Source organism: Desulfosediminicola ganghwensis, from assembly GCF_005116675.2.
Classification (GTDB): Bacteria; Desulfobacterota; Desulfobulbia; order Desulfobulbales; family Desulfocapsaceae; genus Desulfopila; species Desulfopila ganghwensis.
The window spans coordinates 2557258-2580673 of sequence record NZ_CP050699.1; the positions used below are offsets into that span (position 1 = coordinate 2557258).

The 23416-nt window shown below is 48.0% G+C and carries 18 protein-coding genes; 13 read left to right on the top strand and 5 right to left on the bottom strand.

Annotated elements, in window-relative coordinates; genetic code table 11:
• The first annotated feature begins 32 nt into the window (after positions 1 to 32).
• The 4 genes from FCL45_RS10895 to FCL45_RS10910 are packed head-to-tail and all read left to right on the top strand — an operon-like array spanning position 33 to position 5381.
• A complete protein-coding gene (locus FCL45_RS10895) occupies positions 33 to 1616 on the top strand; it encodes a carboxyl transferase domain-containing protein (protein WP_136799368.1) in 1584 nt (527 codons plus the stop codon).
• 55 nt (positions 1617 to 1671) lie between these two features.
• On the top strand, positions 1672 to 2454 hold the full coding sequence (locus FCL45_RS10900) for an enoyl-CoA hydratase-related protein (RefSeq protein WP_136799367.1): 783 nt from the start codon (positions 1672 to 1674) through the stop codon (positions 2452 to 2454).
• A gap of 10 nt (positions 2455 to 2464) precedes the next feature.
• Complete coding sequence (locus FCL45_RS10905) at positions 2465 to 4492, top strand: acetyl/propionyl/methylcrotonyl-CoA carboxylase subunit alpha (protein WP_136799366.1); 2028 nt, start codon at positions 2465 to 2467, stop codon at positions 4490 to 4492.
• Positions 4479 to 5381, top strand: a complete 903-nt coding sequence (locus FCL45_RS10910; RefSeq protein ID WP_136799365.1) for a hydroxymethylglutaryl-CoA lyase — start codon at positions 4479 to 4481, stop codon at positions 5379 to 5381. The genes FCL45_RS10905 and FCL45_RS10910 overlap by 14 nt, the downstream gene beginning before the upstream one ends.
• Before the next feature lie 328 nt (positions 5382 to 5709).
• On the opposite strand, the gene FCL45_RS10915 is transcribed toward FCL45_RS10910, so the two are convergent.
• A complete protein-coding gene (locus tag FCL45_RS10915; RefSeq protein WP_136799364.1) occupies positions 5710 to 6630 on the bottom strand; it encodes a carbohydrate kinase family protein in 921 nt (306 codons plus the stop codon).
• Between the two features lie 312 nt (positions 6631 to 6942).
• On the opposite strand from FCL45_RS10915, the gene FCL45_RS10920 reads away from it, so the two are divergent.
• On the top strand, positions 6943 to 7101 hold the full coding sequence (locus tag FCL45_RS10920) for a hypothetical protein (protein WP_153305566.1): 159 nt from the start codon (positions 6943 to 6945) through the stop codon (positions 7099 to 7101).
• 68 nt (positions 7102 to 7169) lie between these two features.
• Positions 7170 to 7301 carry a hypothetical protein gene (locus FCL45_RS24875; RefSeq protein WP_267314016.1) on the top strand — a complete coding sequence of 44 codons (132 nt, stop codon included), beginning with the start codon at positions 7170 to 7172 and terminating at the stop codon, positions 7299 to 7301.
• Between the two features lie 64 nt (positions 7302 to 7365).
• Here FCL45_RS24875 and FCL45_RS10925 read toward each other — a convergent pair whose 3' ends face one another.
• On the bottom strand, positions 7366 to 7539 hold the full coding sequence (locus FCL45_RS10925; RefSeq protein ID WP_153305565.1) for a hypothetical protein: 174 nt from the start codon (positions 7537 to 7539) through the stop codon (positions 7366 to 7368).
• Between the two features lie 146 nt (positions 7540 to 7685).
• On the opposite strand from FCL45_RS10925, the gene FCL45_RS10930 reads away from it, so the two are divergent.
• Together FCL45_RS10930 and FCL45_RS10935 are read left to right on the top strand one after the other, a co-directional pair.
• Positions 7686 to 8876 carry an ABC transporter substrate-binding protein gene (locus FCL45_RS10930; RefSeq protein ID WP_136799363.1) on the top strand — a complete coding sequence of 397 codons (1191 nt, stop codon included), beginning with the start codon at positions 7686 to 7688 and terminating at the stop codon, positions 8874 to 8876.
• 41 nt (positions 8877 to 8917) lie between these two features.
• The gene (locus tag FCL45_RS10935) at positions 8918 to 12160 is read left to right on the top strand and encodes an ATP-binding protein (RefSeq protein ID WP_136799362.1); all 3243 of its coding nucleotides are present in this window, start codon (positions 8918 to 8920) and stop codon (positions 12158 to 12160) included.
• A gap of 266 nt (positions 12161 to 12426) precedes the next feature.
• Here FCL45_RS10935 and FCL45_RS10940 read toward each other — a convergent pair whose 3' ends face one another.
• Both FCL45_RS10940 and FCL45_RS25265 read right to left on the bottom strand, forming a co-directional pair.
• Positions 12427 to 13293, bottom strand: a complete 867-nt coding sequence (locus tag FCL45_RS10940; RefSeq protein WP_136799361.1) for an NAD(P)-dependent oxidoreductase — start codon at positions 13291 to 13293, stop codon at positions 12427 to 12429.
• 573 nt (positions 13294 to 13866) lie between these two features.
• Positions 13867 to 14022: an NAD(P)-binding domain-containing protein gene (locus tag FCL45_RS25265; RefSeq protein WP_228721478.1), complete on the bottom strand. Its 156-nt coding sequence runs from the start codon at positions 14020 to 14022 to the stop codon at positions 13867 to 13869.
• 417 nt (positions 14023 to 14439) lie between these two features.
• Here FCL45_RS25265 and FCL45_RS10950 point away from each other — a divergent pair, with 417 nt between their 5' ends.
• Together FCL45_RS10950 and FCL45_RS10955 are read left to right on the top strand one after the other, a co-directional pair.
• The gene (locus tag FCL45_RS10950; protein ID WP_136799360.1) at positions 14440 to 19299 is read left to right on the top strand and encodes an RHS repeat-associated core domain-containing protein; all 4860 of its coding nucleotides are present in this window, start codon (positions 14440 to 14442) and stop codon (positions 19297 to 19299) included.
• 148 nt (positions 19300 to 19447) lie between these two features.
• Positions 19448 to 19792, top strand: a complete 345-nt coding sequence (locus FCL45_RS10955) for a hypothetical protein (protein ID WP_136799359.1) — start codon at positions 19448 to 19450, stop codon at positions 19790 to 19792.
• Between the two features lie 51 nt (positions 19793 to 19843).
• Here FCL45_RS10955 and FCL45_RS10960 read toward each other — a convergent pair whose 3' ends face one another.
• The gene (locus FCL45_RS10960) at positions 19844 to 20575 is read right to left on the bottom strand and encodes an IS30 family transposase (RefSeq protein WP_167495883.1); all 732 of its coding nucleotides are present in this window, start codon (positions 20573 to 20575) and stop codon (positions 19844 to 19846) included.
• Positions 20576 to 20619: 44 nt separating this feature from the next.
• On the opposite strand from FCL45_RS10960, the gene FCL45_RS10965 reads away from it, so the two are divergent.
• From FCL45_RS10965 to FCL45_RS10975, 3 genes are all read left to right on the top strand, one after another.
• The gene (locus FCL45_RS10965) at positions 20620 to 21318 is read left to right on the top strand and encodes a transposase (protein ID WP_136799357.1); all 699 of its coding nucleotides are present in this window, start codon (positions 20620 to 20622) and stop codon (positions 21316 to 21318) included.
• An 89-nt stretch (positions 21319 to 21407) separates the two neighbouring features.
• Entirely contained in the window at positions 21408 to 22892 is a 1485-nt protein-coding gene (locus FCL45_RS10970; RefSeq protein WP_136799356.1) for an IS4 family transposase, read from the top strand.
• A 32-nt stretch (positions 22893 to 22924) separates the two neighbouring features.
• The gene (locus FCL45_RS10975) at positions 22925 to 23416 is read left to right on the top strand and encodes a CIA30 family protein (protein WP_136799355.1); all 492 of its coding nucleotides are present in this window, start codon (positions 22925 to 22927) and stop codon (positions 23414 to 23416) included.

The window sequence follows — 23416 nt, forward strand, 5'->3', positions numbered from 1 at the left end:
TGATACCTTTACATATTTGACCACAGGTGCAGATGAAAACCTTGCGCTCTGCCATACGCACTGATTCAGATGAGTTTGGCGCTAACAAAACGGCGATGGATGCCCTTGTGGCTGATCTGCGTGAAAAGGTGACGCTGATTCGGCTTGGCGGTGGTGAGCAAGCGCGCAAAAAGCATCTCGATCGAAACAAGCTGTTGGTGCGGAAGCGAATTGAAATCATGCTCGATGCCGGTTCACCTTTTCTCGAACTCTCCCAGTTTGCCGCCTGGAACATGTATGGTGGCGACATTGCCGCCGCTGGTATCGTCACAGGCATTGGCAATGTCTCCGGCCAGCAGTGCATGATAGTGGCCAACGACGCAACGGTCAAAGGCGGCACCTATTTCCCGATGACTGTCAAAAAGCATCTCCGTGCCCAGCAAATAGCCGCACAGAATAATCTGCCCTGTATTTATCTGGTCGATTCCGGTGGAGCCTACCTGCCGGAGCAGGACCGGGTCTTTCCCGACCGCGATCATTTTGGCAGAATTTTTTATAACCAGGCCATTATGTCTTCGAAGGGAATTGCCCAGATTGCGGTGGTCATGGGTTCATGCACTGCCGGCGGAGCCTATATCCCGGCCATGGCTGACGAGTCTGTCATAGTGCGCAAGCAAGGCACAATCTTTCTCGGCGGCCCGCCACTGGTCAAGGCTGCCACCGGTGAGGTTATCAGTGCGGAAGACCTGGGTGGGGCAGACGTTCATTGCAGGGAGTCGGGGGTGACGGATCATTATGCGGAAAACGATCACCATGCGTTGCTGCTGGCGAAAAAGATAGTTGCCACGCTAAACCGGACCAAGGGGACGAGCCTTGCGATAAGAGAGCCGGTAGCGCCTTGCTACGATCCGGCTGAACTTTCCGGTGTTGTTCCTGAAAACCTGAGAACGCCATACGATGTGCGGGAAGTGCTCTGCAGGTTGGTGGATGGCTCGTTTTTTGACGAGTTCAAGGCCCTGTTCGGTACGACCCTGGTTTGTGGGTTCGCACATATCATGGGTTACCCGGTGGGCATTATCGCCAATAACGGGGTGTTGTTTTCTGAGTCGGCAGAGAAAGGCTGTCACTTTATCGAATTGTGTGCGAATCGGCAGATACCGATTGTTTTCCTGCAGAATATCAGCGGCTTCATGGTGGGTGGCAAGTATGAGCAGGGTGGCATTGCCAAGCATGGTGCGAAAATGGTTATGGCCACTTCCTGCGCGGCGGTTCCCAAATTTACGGTGATAATCGGTGGCAGTTTCGGGGCGGGAAATTACGCCATGTGTGGCCGTGCCTATGATCCTCGATTTGTCTGGAGCTGGCCAAACAGCAGGATCTCGGTGATGGGTGGTGAACAGGCTGCAAATGTGCTGGCGGAGGTTGGCATGTCACGATCAGAAGAAGACCTGAAAAGGTTTAAACAAGAGATACGGGATCAGTATGAGTCTCAGGGGCATCCCTACTATGCCAGCGGGCGACTCTGGGATGATGGCATAATTGAACCTGCGGATACCAGGATGGTTTTGGGATTGTCGATTTCAGCAAGTCTCAATGCACCGATCGAGCAGACCCGGTTCGGCGTCTTTCGCATGTAAAGGTGTTGCTGACAACATCCGCGTATCACGCTTACAGTGAAGAAGTTGGTGCTATATGACAGATATTATATCGAAAAGAGATGGTCGCGGAGTAGCGACCCTTACTTTGAACAGGCCCGGCAAGCATAACGCTTTCGATGACGAATTGCTTTCTGCCCTGCTCACGGAATTGAGTGCCTGCAGAGACGATGAGCAGGTTCGGGTGATAGTGCTCGCAGCAGCCGGAAAGAGCTTTTGCGCCGGTGCGGACTTGAACTGGATGAAGCGCATGGCGGGGTATAGTGCTGAAGAAAATTACCGTGATGCCAGAGCCATGGCCTGGTTTTATCAGGAGTTGTCAACTATTGCCAAGCCGACCATTGCCCGGGTTCAGGGGGCAACCTTTGGCGGTGGCCTGGGGTTGCTGGCAGCCTGTGACATCGTTGTGGCGGCGGAGGATGCGGTCTTCGGCCTTACCGAGGTGAAAATAGGTCTGATTCCGGCGGTGATCTCCCCTTATATACGTAAAGCCATCGGTCATCGTCAGGCGTTGCGTTATTCGATAACCGGTGAGCGTTTTGGTGCCGAAGAAGCGCTGCGACTCGGTCTGGTGCATAAAGTTGTTGCCGGCTCTGAGTTGGATCATGCGGTGGAGATGTTGTGCCGGGAGTTGCTTGAAAACGGGCCTGCCGCCATGGCTGCAGTCAAGAGCCTGCTCTATGGAGCCAATGAGGATGACCTGCAGAAAGAGGGACAATTCACCTCCGGCTGCATTGCGGAGGTACGGGTCTCGCCGGAAGGCAGGGAAGGGGTGGCCGCTTTTCTGGAGAAGAAAAAAGCATCCTGGAGAATGGACTGAAAAGGCAGATATGTTCAATAAAATTCTGGTAGCAAACCGAGGTGAAATCGCCTGCAGGATAATCCGCACCGCCAGTAAGCTGGGTATCGCCACGGTTGCGGTCTATTCCGAGGCCGATAGAAATTCCCTGCACACCAGACTGGCGGATGAAGCCTTTTGCCTCGGGCCCCCTCCGGCGGTACAGAGTTACCTGAACATAGGGGCTATTATCGAGGTGGCCATAAAGAGCGGTGCCGAGGCAATTCACCCCGGTTACGGTTTCCTCTCAGAGAATCCCGAGTTTGCCCGAAGGTGTGTTGATGCGGGGCTGATCTTTGTCGGCCCACCAGCTGATGTCATTGAAGCCATGGGCATCAAGAGCAGGGCCAAAGAGCTCATGGAGCAGGCAGGTATTCCGGTTATTCCCGGTGGATATATCAGCGCCATGAGTAAAAGCGAGAGAAGCCAACTGGCCGAATCCATAGGCTACCCGCTGCTGATCAAGGCCGATCTGGGAGGGGGCGGTAAAGGTATCCGGCTGGTGACAGGAACGCAGGATCTAGAAGAAGCCGTGGCTGCAGCTGGCAGGGAAGCGGCCAGCGCTTTCGGTGATGCCAGTCTGCTGCTTGAAAAAAATGTCACCAACGCCCGCCACATAGAGGTTCAGGTTTTTCGCGACAGCCATGGCAACTGTCTGCATCTGTTTGAACGGGATTGCTCCATGCAGCGCAGGCATCAGAAAATAGTCGAGGAAGCTCCCGCACCTGGGCTTGAGGTAAAGGTCAGGGATGGTCTGCACCAGGCGGCGGTAAAAGCTGCTGACTCAATAGGGTATTTGGGGGCGGGAACTGTCGAGTTTCTGGTGAGTAACGACGATCATTTCTTTTTTCTTGAGATCAATACCCGCCTGCAGGTTGAGCATCCTGTCACTGAGATGATTACCGGCCTGGATCTGGTGGAGTGGCAGTTACTGGTTGCTGCCGGTGAATCGTTGCCCCTGCTGCAGCAGGAGGTGCAGTGCAATGGTCACGCGGTCGAAGTGAGGATTTACGCCGAAGACCCGGAGCGGAACTTTATGCCTTCATCTGGGAGGATACGCTATCTTGATGAACCAAGCCCGACGGGTAGCCTTCGAATAGACAGTGGAATTACTATCGATAACCTGATAACTCCCAATTATGATCCAATCCTGGTCAAATTGATCAGCCACGGTCCGAATCGTGATGAAGCGTTGAAAACCCTGGTCGCCGGGATGCGCAGCTATAGACTTGCCGGTTTGACCACCAACCTGAATTTTTTGCAGAGACTGCTGGCAAGCGAAACCTTCAAGGCCGCACAGCACACCACCCGGACCATTGACAATGATCTGGAGCAATCTCTTGCCATCGATAGTGTCAATCTCGAGACCGCGGCCCTGGCAGGGCTGTACCGATTTCTGGACAACCGGGAGAGTCTCAGATCGGCAGTCAGCTCGACACCAGATCCTTTCTCTCCTTGGAGCGGCGGCAGCTGTTTCAGGCTGAACCACGAGAATATCTTTCATTGCAGGTTTGGCAGGGGGGAGGAAATTCTGGAAATTGAAGTGACTGAAGATCCACTGGGTATACAGGTCAAAATCGAGGATACAATTTTCTGTTTTAGCGACCTCATGTTGTCGGGGCAGATGCTTCAATGCAGGCAGGATGGCAGAAATAGAACATTGCAATGTCATCGGGACGGCCATCACCTGACCTTGTTTGTAGATGGCAGAACAGAAATATTCGCCACGCTTACTGAAAATGATTGGATTTCTGCACTGTCGGGTGCTGCAGATTCGTTGCGGGCACCGATTCCCGGTAATATTACCGAGATTTTTGTGGCAGATGAAACCGAGGTGAAAAAGGGTGAACCGATTCTTGTAATGGAGGCGATGAAGATGGAGTATGTCATTAGAGCCCCGGCTGATGGCAGAGTGGTTGCTGTGCTCTTTGCCAAAGGCGATTCCGTGCAGGAGCGCCAGCGATTGGCACAATTTGAAGCCTATGCAGAAACTGAGGAGGAATCCGATGAATCTTCCTGAACGGGTGAAGATCGTAGAGGTCTCGCCGAGAGACGGTTTACAGAACGAAGAACTCACGGTGCAGACTTCTGCAAAACTGGAATATATAGATCATCTTGTTGCGGCGGGTTTGCCGGTGGTGGAGGCAACCAGCTGGGTGCCTGCCGATCACATTCCCCAATTGGCAGATCACGCTGAGGTGATCGCAGGCCTGAAATCACAATCGCAACCATCGCAAATGGTGGTGTTGGTGCCAAACTTGTATGGTGCCAGAAAGGCGATTGCGGCCGGGGCCGCCTATCTCAGTATTATGGCCTCCGCCTCTGAGCGGTTTTCTGAAAAAAATAATAACTGCACCATTCGTGAGGGGCTGGAGCGGTGTGCCGAGATAGCGAAGTTTGCCAAGTCAGAGGGGGTGCCGGTACGCGGCTATGTATCATGCACCCTTGGTTGCCCGTATGAGGGGGAGGTGGCCCTCTCCAGAGTGGTTGAAGTTACAGGGGAATTATACTCACTGGGGTGTGAGGAAATAGCGCTTTCCGACACCATCGGTGTTGGCACGCCGGGTAAGGTGGAACAGATGATTCGGGCCGTGTGCCGAGAAGTCCCTGTGCATCATCTGGCCGTGCATTTTCATGATAGCTACGGCCAGGCGCTGGCCAATATTTACGCGGCACTGCAACTTGGGGTGCAGACTGTAGACAGCTCTGTGGCCGGGCTTGGCGGCTGCCCCTATGCGCACGGTGCGACCGGGAATGTGGCCACTGAAGATCTGATCTATATGCTGAACGGATTGGGTATTGAGACCGGGGTTGATCTCAGTCAATTGGTTGAGGCGGGGCGCTATATCTGCTGGGTGTTGCAGAAGACCACCAATTCGAAAGTGGCGAGGGTGTTGTTGCAGGAGTGAGTCGTCGCTGGTTTTTAATTGCTATAGCGCACCTGTCGTAAGACCGGTGCGCTATATGGTGACTTGGACAGAGCGGCCCCTGTTAGCCCGGATATTTCACGGGTCTGGCGGATTCATGTGCAAGGCATCAAGGGTGAAGCTGTAGCAATTTACCGCAAGCCCTTGATAACGCCGCACATGAGTCTGTCAGACACGCCCGAAGGGTGAAACGTCAGACTCTGATCACGGGTACAAACTGTACCCTGAAAATAGAGGTGCTGTTAGTTCCAAGTAGCCGATACAACTTAGTAAAATGCCATTGACTCAAACATTTCATGAAATATTCGGGTTAGAAGGTTTGCTCTCTTAAGGCAAACTCTTCTTCGGTAAAACTGTATACCTGGGTTCCGTGCTTTTCCACTGCAAAAGAAGCGCAAATGGAACCAAGTCTGGCACTTTCTGCAAGGTCAAGCCCTTTGGCAAGCCCGAACAGCAACGCACCGCGGAAAGCGTCGCCACAGCCGGTGGGGTCGACAACCTGTGCGGGAGTGGCTGCTGCGATCGCAGTTTCTGTTCCGTTTACAAGCAGTTGGGAGCCGTGCTCTCCGAAAGTGATGATGGTAGCCTGGGGGAGGGCCAGCAACTCCTCACGGGTTTTGTTGGTCTTATTCTTGATCATGTCAAATTCATAATCGTTGACGATGAGCAGAAAAGCATCGGTGATGGCTTCAATCAGGTCCTCGGCCTGGAGTACAGGCAATGCCTGGCCTGGGTCAAAGATGCAGCGAATACCGCGTTCCATACAGGCACGGGGGTAATTGATCATATCTTCCAGATTGCCGGGTGAAGCGATGACAATGGTGTTTTCACTATCGAGCGCGTCAAAGTCCAGATCTGAAGAATGTTTCATAGCGCCCGGGTTGAATCCGGTAATCTGATTATCCGCCTTGTCGGTGGTAATATACGCACCAGCGGTGAACTCCTCGTCGATCACCTTAATACCATCTGCAGGGATGCGGTTTTCTTCCAGCCATTTGAAATAACGATGGTAATCATGGCCAATGGTAGCGGAGACATGGGCCTGCGCGCCCATAAGTCTCAGGGCGTAGGCAATATTCCCGGCTGTGCCGCCGAAATGCTCTGTTACACCATCTACCTGGAAGCAGACATTGAGCATGTGGATTTTATCTGGAAGAATGTGGTCGGCAAAGTACTCCGGAAAGGCCATGATTCGGTCATAGGCCATGGAGCCGGAAATGATGATGTTCATGTGATCCTCTATATCTCTTGGGGATAATTATCTAAAGTGCTGTTTCATTCAAAACCATTACGGCGGGTAGTATAATTTGCAGCCTGCTTTGAGGCAAAGCATTTTTATTTTATCACCTGCGGCACTTCGGCTGGCCGGCCTGGATCTACCTGAAAAAATATAATCATCATTGCAGATGATCTCTCTATGTGACAGGCTTGTGGTGCACGGTAATGAAGTTCGGATGCCCGTGGGTCTGTTGCCTGGTATGCGCGGCGGTTGATCCGCTGCACTGTTGATCCGCACACTTATAATCAAGAACAGCTGATAATTATGGGAGCGGTTGTCGCTTGGGGATTGGCAGGTTTTTTTCTACTGGTTGCTGTTGTCCTTCTGATTCTGATGCAAAAGAGTCGGGGTGATTTGAAAAATAACCTTGAAGAAGTTACCACGCTTCGAGGGAGCTACGATGAGATGAGCAGTAAACTTTAAGTATACCTGCTCAACTTAAAGAAAAGACAACGGATCTGGAAGCGTTGCAAAATGAGTTTGATGAAAGGATGGATAAGGTTGTCCAGTCGTCGATTCAGAAAATCGAATATGCAGAGCAGGTGAAAGAAGAGGCCATTCAGGTCGCACAGGATAATCTGGAGGCTGCAACAGAGATCCATGCGCTGTTAAAGGAAAAATAGGGACTTATTACCAGTTTGCAGGAGCCGGTTGCCACCTGACCGTGCTACGTGTCATCAGGCAATCTCAGGTAAGAGATGGATTGCAGCGCTGCGGCGTTTTTTGTGCTCGTTTCGGGCGATCTCCCTCATGCACTAAAGTCAATTTCAGAACTTCCTGACCAAGGAAGGTTTCTGTCTTTTTGTCGTATTTCTGCAAAATATCATTGATATTTTCAGTTTCACATCCGATTTTTTTCATTTCTATTTTCACCGCTACCCTTTACAATCATCTGCAGTTCTTTCGTTACGTCATTCTTCCTGATCCCGGTGATTTGTATCCCGGTGAGACAGAAGGGGGATTTCGAAATAAACGTTACGACAGTCGAATGAGTCGGAGGAGGGTAGATGTTGCGCCGAAACGCATGGGTGTTGGTGTGTGTGTTGTTCTACACTGTTGCGCCGCAGTGGTCGCATTTTGCCGCAACGGCCAACATCGCAGAGACTCCAGCTCAGACTGATCAGACTATCCCTGTTGCCGCTATTTTTTCACGTACCGGTTTTGCCGCTGTTCATAATACCTTGCTTATAGAAGTTACCAAAATGACGGTCGATCAGATCAATCAGCGAGGTGGCGTGTTGGGAAAGCAGCTTGAGCTGCTGCTGCTTGATAACGCTTCGACACCTATAGGTTCGAAAAAGGCCGCACTGAAGGCTATCGAACTCGGGGCAGTTGCAGTGATCGGTGCCCATTGGAGTTCGCACTCTCTTGCCATGGCTCCGACCTTGCAGAAAGCCGGTATACCCATGATCAGCCCTGCCTCCACACATCCTGAAGTTACCCTTGGCCGGGATTATGTGTTTCGGGCCTGTTTTATGGATGTCATGCAGGGAGAAGCCATGGCGCGCTTTGCAACCAGCAATCTTGGTCTGGAATCAGTGGTGATTCTTAGAAATGTAGATGAGGTGTATTGCACTAAACTGGCCGATTTTTTTCTCTACGCATTTTTAAATCAAGGCGGCGAGGTCCTTTACGATGCTTCCTATCGTGGCTTAGCCACAGATTTTTCCGAGATCATCAGCGAAATATTAGAATTGCAACCTGACGCTGTGTATATACCCGGCTACACCAGGGATACTGCACTGTTTATGAAGCAGGCTCGAAAACAGGGGGTTAAAGCTATCTTTCTGGGTGGTGATGGTTGGGACATGCTCGAAAGGCTCATTGCTGATGCGGTGGAAGGCAGCTATCAGACCGTTCACTGGCACCCCGACGTACCGTATCGGGTCAATAGTGATTTTAAGGAGTTGTACAAAGAAAACACCGGCAATGAGTTGAACAGTTTTACCGCTCCTCTTGCTTATGACTCTGTAAATATGTTGGCTACGGCAATTGAGAAGGCGGGGGAGGCTGATCCTGTCAAAATACGTGACGCCCTGGCAACCATGCAGGATTTTGAAGGGGCCACCGGAACATGGTCTTTTGATGAACAGGGAAATCCCAAGGGGAAGAAGGTTATAATCGCCACCTATAGAAATGGCGAAATTCAGTTTTTGGATGTCGTAGAGCCTTATGTTGTGCCGGGAGAACTTGAATAAGTTGTTCCCGGGGACTGGATTCTTTTATTGCATGTGAGGATATGAGGAAACCGACAATTTCACTGAGGTTGCCACTTAAAATCAACCTGGCAATGATCTCGACTATGCTGGCTATTGCATTGGTCTTCCTGGCTTTTGTCTATCCGCTTGAGGGGAGAAGAACAAAAGATCAGATCGGGCGAGTTCAAGTATTGCTGGAGACTATATATCAACAGCGAAAAGACGATTTTGCCAATGCCTTCTTCTCAGATCAGCACCTGATAATGGTGCTGACTATTCAGGAGATCAGTAAAACGGTCGAGGAGATAGATAATGTCTGTATTTATCTCGGTGAAGGGGCGGTGCAATATTGCACAGGTAAAAATCAAGGTCCTCCGGATGAGTTGAGTCGTCTGGCGTCAGGCAGCACTACCGCCTTTATGGAATATGATGTAGATGATCAGCATATGGCAGGTTTTCTCGGTGCGATAGATGTGATTGGTGAACGGGCTGGTTACCTTGCTATCTACTACGATCTCACCGATATCAAGAGTGAAAATTTTCGCATGATGTTTATCTTCGGAGGGCTGTTTCTATTGGGGCTGGGCGGAGTTATCCTGCTTTTGAACCTGTTCTTGTTCAACTCAATTATCAGGCCATTAGAATATCTGGGCGAAGGTATTCGGCGGGTGGCAGACGGTGATCTTGGTAAAACTGTCCCCCTGCTGGGCAATGACGAAATCTGCAACATCGGAAAGTCGTTCAATAATATGTCGAGAAGACTGTTAAGCAGCCGTGTAGAGCTTGACCGGCACCAACTGCACCTGGCTGATCTGGTGCGGGATCGTACCGATGAACTGCAGTCGGCAAAGGATCAGGCTGAACAGGCCAGGGAAAAACTGCGTGAGCAATGGGATCTGCTGATGACGGTTATGGAGACCATTCCCAATCCGCTATTTTATAAAGATCTCAAGGGGAGATACGTCGGTTGCAACTTGGCCTTTGAAGAGTTTATGGGGAAGACCAGAGAGGCCATTATCGGCAAAACAGCGGCTGATATTAACACCACGGGTTATGAGGCGTACACAAGAGCTATGGACCGCGATCTGTATGCGAAAGGCGGAACCCAGAGCTATCAGCGCCATATCATGCGTGGGGACGGAGAGCTTCGGGATGTAACGTTTTCCAAAGCTGCTCTCACAGGGCCGACCGGTGAGGTCATGGGGATCGTCGGCATCATGTCTGATATCACCGAGCTTGTTCGCGCGCGCGAAGAGGCGGAACTTGCCAGCAGGGCCAAGAGTCAGTTTCTGGCTAACATGAGCCACGAAATACGTACGCCTATGAATGGCGTGATCGGTATGACCACTTTGCTGAAAGACACTCATCTCGATGCCAGGCAAAACGTATTTGTAGAAACCATTGAGGCGAGTGGCAACTCTTTGCTGCGGGTTATCAATGACATCCTTGACTATTCCAAGATCGAGGCAGGTAAACTTGATTTGCAAAAGAGAGAGTTTGCCCCCCGCGCGCTGGCTGATAGTTGCATAGATCTGTTGCGGATTGATGCGGAACAAAAAAATCTCGAATTGATCTTCGAGGTAAACCCCAATGTGCCTGTTACGGTCATCTCTGATAAAGACCGGCTCCAGCAGATTCTGCTCAACCTGGCCGGAAATGCCATCAAGTTTACCGAGCGGGGAGAAGTGGCGGTGGTAGTTGAGATGGTGAGCCGGATTGGTGATGATGCCGTCATCAGCTTTCTGGTCAGGGATACCGGTATCGGCATTGCCGAAGCACAGCAGGAGAAGCTTTTTGAGAGTTTTGCCCAACTGGATGGATCGTATACCCGCAAGTATGGTGGCACCGGGCTTGGTCTGGCAATTTCAAAGCAGCTGGTGGAGTTGCTCGGCGGAAATATCAGCGTTAAAAGTGAGGTTGGTAAAGGCAGTGAATTCAGTTTTATGCTGAAACTGAAGGCGCAGCAGTCAGAGGCACAAAAGACTGCGGTTTACAGCCTGAATGGACATCGTATTGTGGTCGGTGTGGCAAATGATTCACTGTATTCGATGCTGGCGGGATATTTTTCGGGCCATGGTGCCGAAATTGAGCGATATGTCCCCGGGTCTGGTTCATCATTGAAGGCGGCATCTGATCGGGAAACTCCTGTAGTTCTTTTTATAGAGGCGGAGTTCTATTTTGCTGAAAAGTTCTCGCTGGCGGAGGTTTTTGGGAAAAATGGTGCAAAGGAATTGAACTCTATATTTCTCATAGATTCCGTGAAATCGGTTGAGAGGGAGCTGGATGACCAAATTTCAGGAAAGATGTTCAATCCTGTTAAGCAGGCAGACCTGAAACGTGTTGTGAGGGTGCTGAATGGGAAGGAGCAGGGGCCGGTAGCGGATGCTCCAGAGGCGGTAAACATGGGTGGGAAAAAAGGTGGCGGCAAATTGGACCGAATCCTTCTGGTTGAAGATAACAATATCAATGTTCAGGTGACCGTTGGTATCCTGAATAAAATCGGCTATCGGCAGGTTGAAGTTGCAATGAACGGTAAGCAGGCCCTGGAGATGCAGGCGGCAAAAACATATGATCTGGTGCTGATGGATTTATCCATGCCGGAACTGGATGGTTTCGAAACCACCAGAATTATCCGCAACGGCACTCATGGTGTGCTCAACTGTGAAATACCCATAATTGCCTTGACCGCTCATGCGATGCAGGGAGACAGGGAACGATGTATCGCGGCAGGCATGAATGGCTATCTGGTTAAGCCGTTGGATGCAGGGGAACTCGAACACGAGCTTGAAACAGCCTTTCCGGAAATGGTATCGACCCCAGTTGAACAGCAGGCGCAAACCATCCATTCGACAGTTTCGAGGAAAGAACCATTGATTATAAATCATGAGGAACTGTTTACCCGATTGATGGATGACCAGGAACTCATTCAACTGGTATTGCGTGAATCTTTGCGGGAACTCCCAAAACAATTGGACGAATTTAAAGTAGTAATGGAAGAGGGTGATGCTGGCCAGATCAGCAAGCAGGCACACAAAATGAAAGGAGCAGCAATGAATTTGGGGGCTGAGCCTCTCTTTCAAATCATGCGAACTATGGAAAAAATGGGTGAAGATGGCGACCTTGCCAGCCTGAGAAGGCTCGCTTCCGTGGCGACAACCACCACCGGTGAAGCTGTGAATGAGATAGCACGTCTATTAGATCAGCTGCTAGAGCAGGAAGCAGCGGGAGCAGGTCCGGCTGCTGCTGATCTGCCTGACGAGGAGCAGGAAGAGCTGGTAGCCTAAAAGAGGGTGGATTATGTTCTTTTTTGCATAGTCCTGCTTCGCTCATGCACCGGTCTAGCTCTTTTTTATTGAAAGAGGGTAATGACCTCAGGTGTGTGAACGAAGTGAGACTACGATATCAGCCACATTGCTCCGCGTAATTTTCTGCTGATGCTTTGCCTATTTGCTTGGTGAAAAGGCAATACCCTGACATAACCGTGGTGGTAAAATTCCGGTTGTTACCGCCGAAGGCTTCTTCTTAGGTACAGTTCTGTTCCCAATTGTTGTCAATCTTTCTTGATTACCTTAAAAGATGCAGAGAAGTCTTCCTCAGCATACCCTTTCTGCCTGGCTTTTATATAGATGCTGTTAGCGGCACTGGCGGTAAACAGTGGTTGGTCATGCTCGTCACCAAGCAGCAGCGCCAAACGCATATCTTTTTGCATATGTTTCAGCGGAAAGGCCGGACTGAAGTTGCCATTGGCCATCTGGGGACCTTTCAACTGAAACATCGGGTTGTTGATGGCTCCCTGGGCCAGCACATCGATAATGTCGCTCATTTCAAGCCCAACCTTATCACCCAGAGCCAAACCTTCACCAAAGGCGGTCATCATCGAACCCATGATCATGTTGATCACCAGCTTCATCTGCGCGCCCTGGCCGATTTGATCGAAATAAAATGATTTTTTACCCATCACATCAAGCGCCGGCTGGGCATCGTCAAAAAGGGCTTTATCGCCGGAACATAAGAAAACCAGGGTGCCGTCTTCGGCTGGCTTCTTACTGCCGGAGACCGGTGCTTCTAAAAACCGGCCGCCTTTATCCTGTATTGCCTTGGCAATCTTGCCTGAAGTCTCCGGATCGACTGTAGATACATCCACATACGATTTACCGGCAGTGATACCTGCCAATACTCCTCCTGCGTCAAAACAGAGCGCTTCTGCCGCTGCCGGGTCCGACACCATGGCAAAGGTGATATCAGAGGCAGCAACGACTTCTGCGGGGGTCTGATACTGCACCGCACCCTGACCGACAAGCGGGGCGCATCTCGATCCTGTCCTGTTCCATACATTCACTGCAAAGCCGGCCTTGAGTAAATTCTCGACCATTGCTTTTCCCATAATGCCGATTCCTAGAAAGCCGTAGGTTGTCATGAGGTGTATCTCCAAAAGTGTTCATGAAATTATGTGGCGTTCGCGTGGATACTGTTGTGGAATTCCAGATGTATACTTAACAAAATATAGGGTAAGCCATGGTTAAAGATGTGCAATTAGTTTCTTTAACATTTGCTGTAAGTTGATGAACGGCCTTCTAAGCCAGAGGTAGCAGGTTCGAATCCTGTCGGGCGTACCAGATATGACAGGAGCTTAGCGATTGCGCTAATGGGCTGTTTTTGTTTGAGGTGTGTACAGGGTAACCTTTGGCCAACTTTTACATGCAATTACCTGTAATGCCGCAGGTAAGTTGAGAAAGTGTTGCAGGGGGGAGAATTTTCGAACTCTGGATGAGGTTATTATTGGCCGAAGGTGGTTGGGTCTTGTTCGAGGGCTTGGATGCTTTGGCAGGATTTGAGTTCGAGTTCTTTGGTTTCCTGCAGGTGAAGCAGGTGAAGCAGGTGATAAGGTGTTGTTCGCCTGCTGTCATGACGGCTTCGAAGAGGTTGGCGATTATGCCTGGCCAGGTTCCTTCTAAGGCTTTCCAGCGGACGGTGTAGTCTGGAGGTGAATTCAAATTGCAAGTGCACCCTGACTGACAAGAGGTGTTTGACTCGATTCCGTCCTGTTCCATTCACTCCCTGAAAAGCCGGCCTTGTGTAAATTCTCGACCATTGCCTTTCCCATAATGTCAATTCCTAGAAAGCCGTAGGATTTTATTTTATTCACCAATGAATTAAGGGGCGATTTTACATACGTTGGTTATGCGCGGTAGAGTTAATATTTGAAATAACTGATTAGAATATAAATAAAGTATTTAATAATGTATTTTCATGGTTGTTTGGTGTATATCGAAATGTTTTATATGATACTACATTGTGCCTTTTTAATCTTTTGTTGTTCTGGGGTAAAAATAATATTTTTTGCTAAAATAGGGAGTGAAATATCTGATGAAATATAAGGTAAAATTTGTATTTCAGGTCTGATATTCCAGTGTTTCCCCATTGTCGATTGATATTTCAGTCTATCATTATGTGTGTTAGGTATTTGATTTCACCTAACTTTTCACATAGTTAATATGTTGACAAATCAGTGTGTTAAGGTTTGATTCCTCCTTTGAGGAAGTGGCGGGATGTACAGTGCAATTTGAAATGGTTTTCATTGAATGATGCATATATTCATAGGCTGCTGAAAAATCTGGGGGGATTTTTGATGAAGCGTTGGCTTGTAATTATTCTTGTGTGCATTGGTGTTGCTCTATCTTTTGTTTCTCTTTCTTATGCAGAAGAAGGTTCCGATGACCCAGGTGGCGGAGGTGAATGCCAAGGTGGTTCTCATGGTTGTGATGGAGGTGATGATGGTCCTTCACCACAGGAAGAGGCAGATTCCGAGGCGGCAAGCCACAACGCTGCAGCTAACGCGGCCCAAGATGCAGCAGAGAGTGCTCGCGCAGAGATGGATAGTGCCCGAAACGAGTTAGAAAGTGCAGCTCGTGCAACTAGTAGAAGCTATTCAGATGCAGCTCAGGCACGGGATTCCGTAAGTAGAAACAACGATGATAGTGGAAATGCACTAGGAAACGCTAATAACAATGTTAACAGTGCCGAAGGATTAGAAGAACAACAAGCAGAGGCAGCGGCGGGAACCAACGCAGCAGCGGAGAAAGATAACACTGCTACTCAGGGTCCCCAAGTAAATTGCCCTGTGGTTGTTGCAAGTGGTATAGAATGTTTTAGAACAATAGATTTTTCTTATAAAGCTTTAAACGAGCAAATTCTTGTTCAAAGAACCTATCGTAGTAACCTCAACGAAAAAGAATCTTCGTTTGGCCTTGGGTGGGCTTTTAATTATGATACAAAGCTCGTGGTCGGCAGAAAACCATTTATCAAAGACAGAGAGATCCTTACTGCAAATCTGAATGAAGAGACGATAGAGCTGCAGGCCCTGGTTAACGAAAAACTCGAATCTAGTTCTCTTCTTCTTCAGTCCATAGAGGTGTCTGTTGCCGATGCTCATCTCCACGCATCAAAAGTAAAAGAGTTAGAAGCGAAGATTGCTGCTCTGGCACAAATAATTGAAGAGAAAAGTGCAATTGCTCAGGCTGCAGCTGATGCCGCAACAGCCGCCGCATCAAGAGGTACAAGTAAAGGCCGGGCCAGTGCGGCGAGTGCCAGAGCCATCGCAGCTGAGACTCAGCTTGAATCTGATTTGGCATTGGCTGATGCGGTGAGAGCTGCAGAGGCCGTTGAAACAGCAGAACAAGAAGTTGCAGCTACGGAGCAGGCATTTCAGGAGAGTTCTGATCTTGTTGAGCAGATAACTCAAAAAAAGATTCTTGTAGACCATGCGGCTGCAAGAATTGCAGCCCATGCGGTAGAGGCTGAAGCAGAGGCTCGCCTTGAAGAAAAACTCTTTCCCAATGACCCTTACCCGACAGACCCTTCGGTCTATTTCGGTAGAGGCTTTGTTAAGGTCATTGAGGCGGACAGTACTCCGGTCCTGTTTCAGGAGCAGGAAGAGGGCGTTTATCTACCTGTATCTGACAACAGCAGCTATACTTCGACTGTTTATCATAAGCCAAATGGTTATTCTCTTATTACCCAACATGGATACGAAACTTTTTACGCAAAGACCGGCACTGGGGTAACCGAGTTGGCATCAATGGTTGATACCAACGGTAACACCACCCATTTTGAACGTATAGGAGACAGCTTTACTATTACAGATCCTGTTGGTAGGAAAACTGTTGCTACATATAACCGCAATGACCATATTCAGCAGATTGTTGATCCGCAGGGTAACTTATACGCGTATGCCTATGAAAATGATCTGTTAACACGTTACATCGATCCTCTGGGCTATGTATGGAAGTATGGCTATGATGAGAACAATCGTTTGATCTCACGCGCAGATCCGCAAGGAAATGTCTATCAATACGCATATGATGAAAATGGCCGAGTAGTCCAGGAAATCGATAAGGCCGGGTATGTAATATCGTATGACTATGATCCGGACAATCAAGTAACCGTCGAAACAGACAGAAAAGGCAATCAGCGGTATTTTTATTATAACGATGCTCACCGACTTGAGCGACTTGTCCAGCCAGATGGCGCAACGATCTTTTTTACTTATGATGAAAGGAACAATGTTTCCTCAAAAACTGATGAAAACGGCATAACTACCTACCTGACCTATAACGAGTTCAATGATGTAATTTCAGTGACAGATGGTTTGGGCGGTGTCACCAACATTACTTATGAGCAGAAGTTTAATAAAGTAGCTTCCGTTACCGATCCGCTGGGTAGGACTCGTTATTTTGATTACGATATTCATGGTAATCTGACCACTATCACGCATCCAGACGGGGCCACTCGCTCAATTGTTTATGACGCTCAGGGGCTACCAGTCAGTGTCATTGATGAAAACGGTAATCCAACCGAATTATTTTATGATATGTATGGCCAGCTCAGTGATGTTAGAAATCCTGATGGAACGGCAAAATCATTGATGGCTGATATCTTGGGCCGCATTACATCGGCAACTGATGAAAACGGTAATACCACTCAGTATCAGTACAATCCCGTAGGAAAGGTAGTGAGGGCTGTTGATCCGCTTGGAGCTGAAACCCTCATTGAATATGATTCGCGCAGGAAAATAATCAAGAGAACCAATGCCAAAGGGCAAAGCTATCTCTATTCGTATACTGCCCGAGGTAATCTTGCTCAGATCACGGACCCGATGGGGTATAGCGAATACCGCGAGTATGATGAGAGTGAAAAATTAAGCATGCTGACATATCCCAACGGTACTGGTGTTGCCTACGCATATGACAGCAGGGAAAATTTAGTTGCAGAAACCACTCTTCCTAGCAACAGGGAAACCCTCTATTTCTACGATGACAAGAAACAGAAAATCGCTGTTAATGATGCTAATGGCAATACCACATCCTATGTCTATGATTCCCTAGGGCGTAAAGTCTCCACCAATGATGCGGAAGGCAATACAATAACCTCCGTCTACGATGCAGTCGGCAATCTGCTTGAACTGATAGATGCCAACGGTAACCCGATCAACTATGAATATGACAGTCGTGATAGGCTCGTTTATGAAACCGATGCCATCGGTAATGTTACCGCTTATCAGTATGATGGTGTTGGCAATGTTATCTCAAAGGTGAAACCTGACGGCAGCGCTATCAATAACAGTTACGATGCACGCAGTCGCCTTATGCAGGTGAGTTACCCGGATGGTACCACTAAAGAGTACGGTTACGATGGAGTTGGCAATATGACCTATATTGCCAACCAGGAGACCGAAGAAGTACGAGAGTATGATCCGCTTGGCCGTCTCCTGCTTACATCTGACGCATATAACGGCCAGATCGACTATGAGTACGACATTCTCGGTAATCGGGTTCGCATGGTAGACCCGGACAACGGTGTTATGCAGTATAGGTATGATGTAAATAATCGTCTCACCAGTTTTATTGATCCCGAAGGCAAGAAAACAACCTATCAGTATGACTCCATGGGGCGTGTTGTTTCCAAGACAATGCCGAATGGTGTCACTACCGAAAAGGTATATGACGATGAAAACCGTCTGGTGCGCATAGAATCATACAGCAGAAAAAATGGGGTAATATCGTCCTTTGCATACACGCATGATGCGGTAGGTAACAGAACATCAGTTCAGGAAGAGGATGCTGGTGTTACAACCTATGAGTATGACAATATTTACCAGTTGACCAAAGTCAATTATCCGCTGCGTGAAGGCATTGTAATTGCGGGTCCCAAAAATGCTGGTTCAGAAAAAGGTAAGGGCAAGAAAATCGGTCAAACTAGTGAAGAATATCTTACTTTCGAAAGCTTTCTGTACGATCCGGCCGGTAATCGCCTGAGTATGACTAATGATGTTGAAACGATCAGCTATCAACATAATGCCGCAAACCAGATGGTGCGGGCGGGTGAGACGCTGTTCAGTTATGACGCCAATGGAAATCGTATAAGTGAAACCACAGGAGAAGGAGCGACCTATTTCTCCTATACCTATGACGATATGCTGGCACAGGTGGATAATCCTGATGGTGAATCAACAGCATATGGATATGATGCCTTGAGTCGTCGGATATACAAAGTCGATCAAGAAGGTGATACCACGTCATACCTCTATGACGGGTTGGAGGTGTTGCAGGAGGTTTCCGGGCAAAACAGTCAGAAGATTACCGCATATTATCGAGCTAATGGCCAGATAATCACCAGGCAGGAGTATAATGTTTCGCAGGGCTACAATGGTGCTTACCAGAATCGCCCTGAAGGGTTGCAGATATTTTATACCTATGATGCGCTGGGGAGTCTGGCATCAATTTCCAAGCATAACGGGCAACTGGAGAGTAGATATCGTTACAGTGTGTATGGTAGTTTGTTGCAGGGTGATATGTCTGATAATGTTTATGGTTTTACAGGGAAACGGTTTGATGTTGAGAACGGGACATATCATTTTCACTTCAGGCAGTATGATCCGGTGAATGGGGTTTGGACCACGAAGGATCCCATTGGGGTGTTTGGTGGGGTGAATTTGTATGGGTATTTGGGGAATGATCCGGTTAATTGGATTGATTGGTTGGGGTTGCATAGTTTTGAGGACCAGCCGCAAGGAGCTACAGCTATAACATCTTGTCACGCTTCGGAGAGAGGGGAAACTCCAAGGGCGACATTCGGTGTTTCGGGTACCATAGCTACTGCAACAACAAGTATAGATCAAACTTCTGGGATGACTGATAGTCATTCAACTTCTCATGCTGGATGGTCAGTTGATGTAACTATTGGAGAAAAGGGTACTACAGAGGCAGGCGTTGGTGCCAGGCACATTGGTGTTGGTGCTAATTTTGATAAAGAAGGGAACTTGGTAGGTGTGTCAGGACATGCGGGTTACTCTTGGCCCCCATCATTAGTTTACGGTTCTGTTTCATCTGAAGAAGAACCCTCTGCGAAGGAAGGGTGTGAATAGATATTATTGAGAAATTCCGAGATTACCCGACATTGGCCTAAAGAATACATGTCCCAAATTAAGCCAGATAGCTATTCCAAAAGCCCTACAATGCCGGGTAGTCGGAATTTATCTTAAAAATTGATAAAACAATATATAGGTTATGAGTTTGCAACCGAATAAAAAAAATAGTGGCTCAGGTTCGCCCAAACAAACATTTTTAATTGAAACCACATGTATCTTATCGGTGGCTATATTGTATTTTGTCATTGATAAATTTTTTTTGAGTAATATTGAGGATATTGATTTAAGAAAATGGGTTGGTGCTAGTGTCTTTTTCGCGACTTTGGGGCTTTTACATATTCTTGGGAGCAATGTTCTGAGTTATTTGTACGGGTTGCAGGCAAAGATTGGTCCTGCGATAATAGCCGAACCCAAAAGTCTTAAACTTATTGGATGGATAGTTTTTGTTTTTAGTCTGCTCTTGTTGTTACTTTTATTATCTTATGAGTAAATCTGATTACCCCTAAAGCTCAGCACGTAAAAAATCATTGGTGAGGTGAATTCAAATTGCAAGTGCACCACGCACCTCTTTCCAGAACACTTCATATGGAGTCTGGTAATTGAGACATTTACGTGGCCGATGATTTATTCTCTTTACGGCTTTTGCTATTTCAACTTCAGTAATGCTTCGGAAGTCAGATCCTTTAGGAAAATACTGCCGCAATAGCCCATTGGTGTTTTCATTAGCACCACGTTGCCAAGGTGCATGTGGCTTGGCAAAATACACATCGAGACAAGCATTTTTCTCCAGCAGCTTATACTGGGCAAACTCTGTCCCGTTATCAACAGTTAACGTCTTACGTGCTTTGCGGGGAATATGGCTCAATGCATTTGTGGTTTGCTTCGCTAACCTAGCTGCCTGTTTATCTTGTAATTTCGTTGCCACTAAGTACCGACTTTTACGCTCAACTAGCGTGACGATAAGCCCACTGCTTTTTTGCCCTTCCATTGTATCACCTTCCCAGTCGCCTAGGCGCTGACGGCTTTCTACGATTGGTGGCCTTTGGGTAATGCATTTCCGGTCAGAAAAGCGTCGGCCGGATCCATACCGTTTTTGCCTACGCCGTTTTTTTCGTCCTCTTCTCAGGTTACGGTGGAGTTGTCCACCTGAGTTGGCCTCCAGGTAGATCCAGCGATAGATAGACTCGTGACTGATACGCATCTGCTGATCGTCATGGTAATCAATGCGAATTCGTTGAGAAATTGCCTCAGAAGCAAATAGGGGACAGACCACGTTTTTATCCGTGATTTATCCACGGAATGTGTTAAAAATAACTTATGCCAAGAAGACCACGAATCATACTTCCCGGAACGCCTCTTCATATCATACAGCGTGGCAATAATCGACAAGCCTGCTTCTTCGCTGATGAAGATTATGTTATTTATCTCGATTGGCTGTATGAGTACGCTCGCCAGTCGGGTTGTGCCATTCACGCTTATGTGCTGATGAGCAATCATGTCCACCTTTTGCTGACGCTAAAGCGAAAAGAGAGTGCTGGCAATCTCATGAAGTTACTGGGACAGCGTTATGTGCAGTATATTAATCGAACGTATAAACGCAGTGGTACGCTATGGGAAGGGCGCTTCAGATCAAGCGTTATTCAACAAAATAACTATTTTCTTGTTTGCCAGCGCTATATTGAGATGAACCCAGTGCGTGCAGGAATGGTCAAAAATCCTGTTGAATACAGGTGGTCCAGTTATGGAGTAAATGGGCAGGGTGATTCGTCCAAATTGATAAAGCAGCACCAGATTTATAAAGAACTGGGGCAGGATGCTCAGGAACGTCAATTGGCTTACAGAGAGTTATTCCGTCATGAGTTGGAGCCTGGCGACATCGATAAAATTCGCAAAGCGACCAACGGGAACTTTGTCCTTGGCTCAAGTTGTTTTCAGGAGGAAATCGAAACGATGCTTGGTCGTCGCGTTACCCCTGGCCGGCCAGGCCGTCCTAGAAAACGGATTAGCAAATCCTAAAACGTGGTCTGTCTCGAATGGCGCTAGTTTAAGCCCCTTTTTTAGCTCTATCTTGCTGATAATACACATGTGATTTGGTATAATAGCAGATGGAAAAATCACATCTTGCAAAACCAACACTACCAGGTTTTTACTTACCAAGGCGAGGTCGTAGACCTCACTCCCCCCAAAAAGTTCTAGCTGATAAAATCAACTCAATTAAGCAAAAATCGTTGAAGCAAATTGGGGAGATTTTTAATGGGTATTTTCCTGCCCATCTCTTAAAGCAGGACGTTTCTGGGCCAATGAGTCGGAAGCGATTCTTTACTAAAGAAAACACATTCTGGGCTTTTTTCGGGCAAGTATTAGATGCTGATGGAGGATGTAAAGAGGTTGTCAGAAAACTTCAATCGTATGCGTCTGTAAATTCACTCCAAATCCCTTCATCGTCCTCTGCTTCATACTGCACCGCCAGGAAAAAATTGAGTGAAAATATGTTGTTTGACATTTTTACTCATACAACAACATGGGCGGAACAAGAATCTACTGATATCGTTCTCAATCATCGCCGTATCATTGTTGTCGATGGAACAGGTGTCAGCATGCCAGACACCGTAGAAAATCAGCAGTGCTGGCCACAACCTGCGATGCAAAAATTAGGTTGTGGTTTCCCTGTAGCCCGTATTTGTGCATGCTTCTCACTCAATAGTGGAGCTTTACTCAGCTATGAAATCGGGAATAAAAAAAATCATGAATTACCGCTGTTACGTAAGCAATGGTCCACGTTCAAAAATGGAGACATTTTCTTAGCTGACAAAGGGTTTTACAGTTACTACGATCTCACAAAATTTCTTAATAAAGGGGTAGATAGCATTGTAGCTGTTGCTCGTAGAAAGCCTGCAACTAAATCCAATTGCATCAAAGAATTGGGTCCAGATGATTTGCTTATCGCCTGGAGTAGACCGACTTTTAACAAAAATCTCTCATATTCAAAAGAAACCTGGCAAGCGCTCCCACAAAAGATCTTTCTGCGACAAATACGAATTCGTGTAGATCAGCCTGGTTTCAGATCGAAAGAAATTTATATAGTTACCACTCTGTTGGATTCGGAAGTCTATTCAAAAGATGAACTCGCAGCAGCCTATCTCAAGCGGTGGGAGGTTGAACTCTTCTTCCGAGATATCAAAACAACAATGGGTTTTGACATACTTCGTTGCCGAACTCCTGAAATGGTAAGGAAAGAAGTTCTCATGCATTTTATAGCTTATAATTGCCTGAGAAGAATGATGCATGAATCCGCATCCAAGCAAAATAGTGAGTTGCGTGAAATTAGCTTTAAAGGAACTCTTCAGGCAGTCAGAAATTGGGAGCCAAGATTAACCAGTAAGAATCTCACCAACAAAGAACGATTTCGAATTATCAAAGATCTCATGACTGCAGTGGTAAGCAATAGAATCTCAATACGCCCTGGGCGAAGCGAACCGAGATGCAAAAAGCGAAGACCAAAACCATTCCAGCTAATGACTAAGCCCAGGGCCATTATGAGAGAGATTCCACACAGGAGTAAATATGTTGCTAAAAAGGGCTTAAACTAGCGCCATTCTGGTCTGTCTCCTATTTACTATTTATTTTCGACTTTGAAAATCCGGCTGACCTGCAGGATTGGCGGGTGGTGAATGACGGCGTGATGGGCGGATTATCGCGGGGTGAAAATATCAGAACCGACTCGGGCACCGCTGTGTTCCGGGGAACCCTCTCGCTGGAGAACAACGGTGGGTTCTCCTCGACCCGCACCCTGCCCCGTCCCCACAGACTGGATGGTTATGACGGCATCGTCCTGCGTGTCCGGGGCGACGGCAACACCTATCAGTTCAGGCTGCGGCTCGACTCCAGTTTCGACGGCGTAGCCTATCGCTACACGTTCCAGACTGAAGCCGACACGTGGGTGATGGTGGAGGTTCCTTTCAGCGAGTGCGTTCCTGTCTTCAGAGGACGCATGTTGAGCGGCGTGGACCCAGTCTCACCAGGGAAGATCCAGCAGATCGGCTTTCTCATTTCTGAAAAACAGGCTGGACCATTCAGGCTCGAGGTTGACCTGATCAGCGCCTACCGGCGCTGA

Bases quoted from the DNA above. Each gene is read 5' to 3' on its own strand.
- FCL45_RS10935 (WP_136799362.1), top strand. From the start codon at position 8,918: ATGAGGAAACCGACAATTTCACTGAGGTTGCCACTTAAAATCAACCTG.
- FCL45_RS10900 (WP_136799367.1), top strand. From the start codon at position 1,672: ATGACAGATATTATATCGAAAAGAGATGGTCGCGGAGTAGCGACCCTT.
- FCL45_RS10940 (WP_136799361.1), bottom strand. From the start codon at position 13,293: ATGACAACCTACGGCTTTCTAGGAATCGGCATTATGGGAAAAGCAATG.
- FCL45_RS10905 (WP_136799366.1), top strand. From the start codon at position 2,465: ATGTTCAATAAAATTCTGGTAGCAAACCGAGGTGAAATCGCCTGCAGG.
- FCL45_RS10920 (WP_153305566.1), top strand. From the start codon at position 6,943: ATGGGAGCGGTTGTCGCTTGGGGATTGGCAGGTTTTTTTCTACTGGTT.
- FCL45_RS10915 (WP_136799364.1), bottom strand. From the start codon at position 6,630: ATGAACATCATCATTTCCGGCTCCATGGCCTATGACCGAATCATGGCC.
- FCL45_RS10925 (WP_153305565.1), bottom strand. From the start codon at position 7,539: ATGAAAAAAATCGGATGTGAAACTGAAAATATCAATGATATTTTGCAG.
- FCL45_RS10910 (WP_136799365.1), top strand. From the start codon at position 4,479: ATGAATCTTCCTGAACGGGTGAAGATCGTAGAGGTCTCGCCGAGAGAC.
- FCL45_RS24875 (WP_267314016.1), top strand. From the start codon at position 7,170: ATGGATAAGGTTGTCCAGTCGTCGATTCAGAAAATCGAATATGCAGAG.
- FCL45_RS10970 (WP_136799356.1), top strand. From the start codon at position 21,408: ATGGAAAAATCACATCTTGCAAAACCAACACTACCAGGTTTTTACTTA.
- FCL45_RS10895 (WP_136799368.1), top strand. From the start codon at position 33: ATGAAAACCTTGCGCTCTGCCATACGCACTGATTCAGATGAGTTTGGC.
- FCL45_RS10965 (WP_136799357.1), top strand. From the start codon at position 20,620: ATGCCAAGAAGACCACGAATCATACTTCCCGGAACGCCTCTTCATATC.
- FCL45_RS10930 (WP_136799363.1), top strand. From the start codon at position 7,686: ATGTTGCGCCGAAACGCATGGGTGTTGGTGTGTGTGTTGTTCTACACT.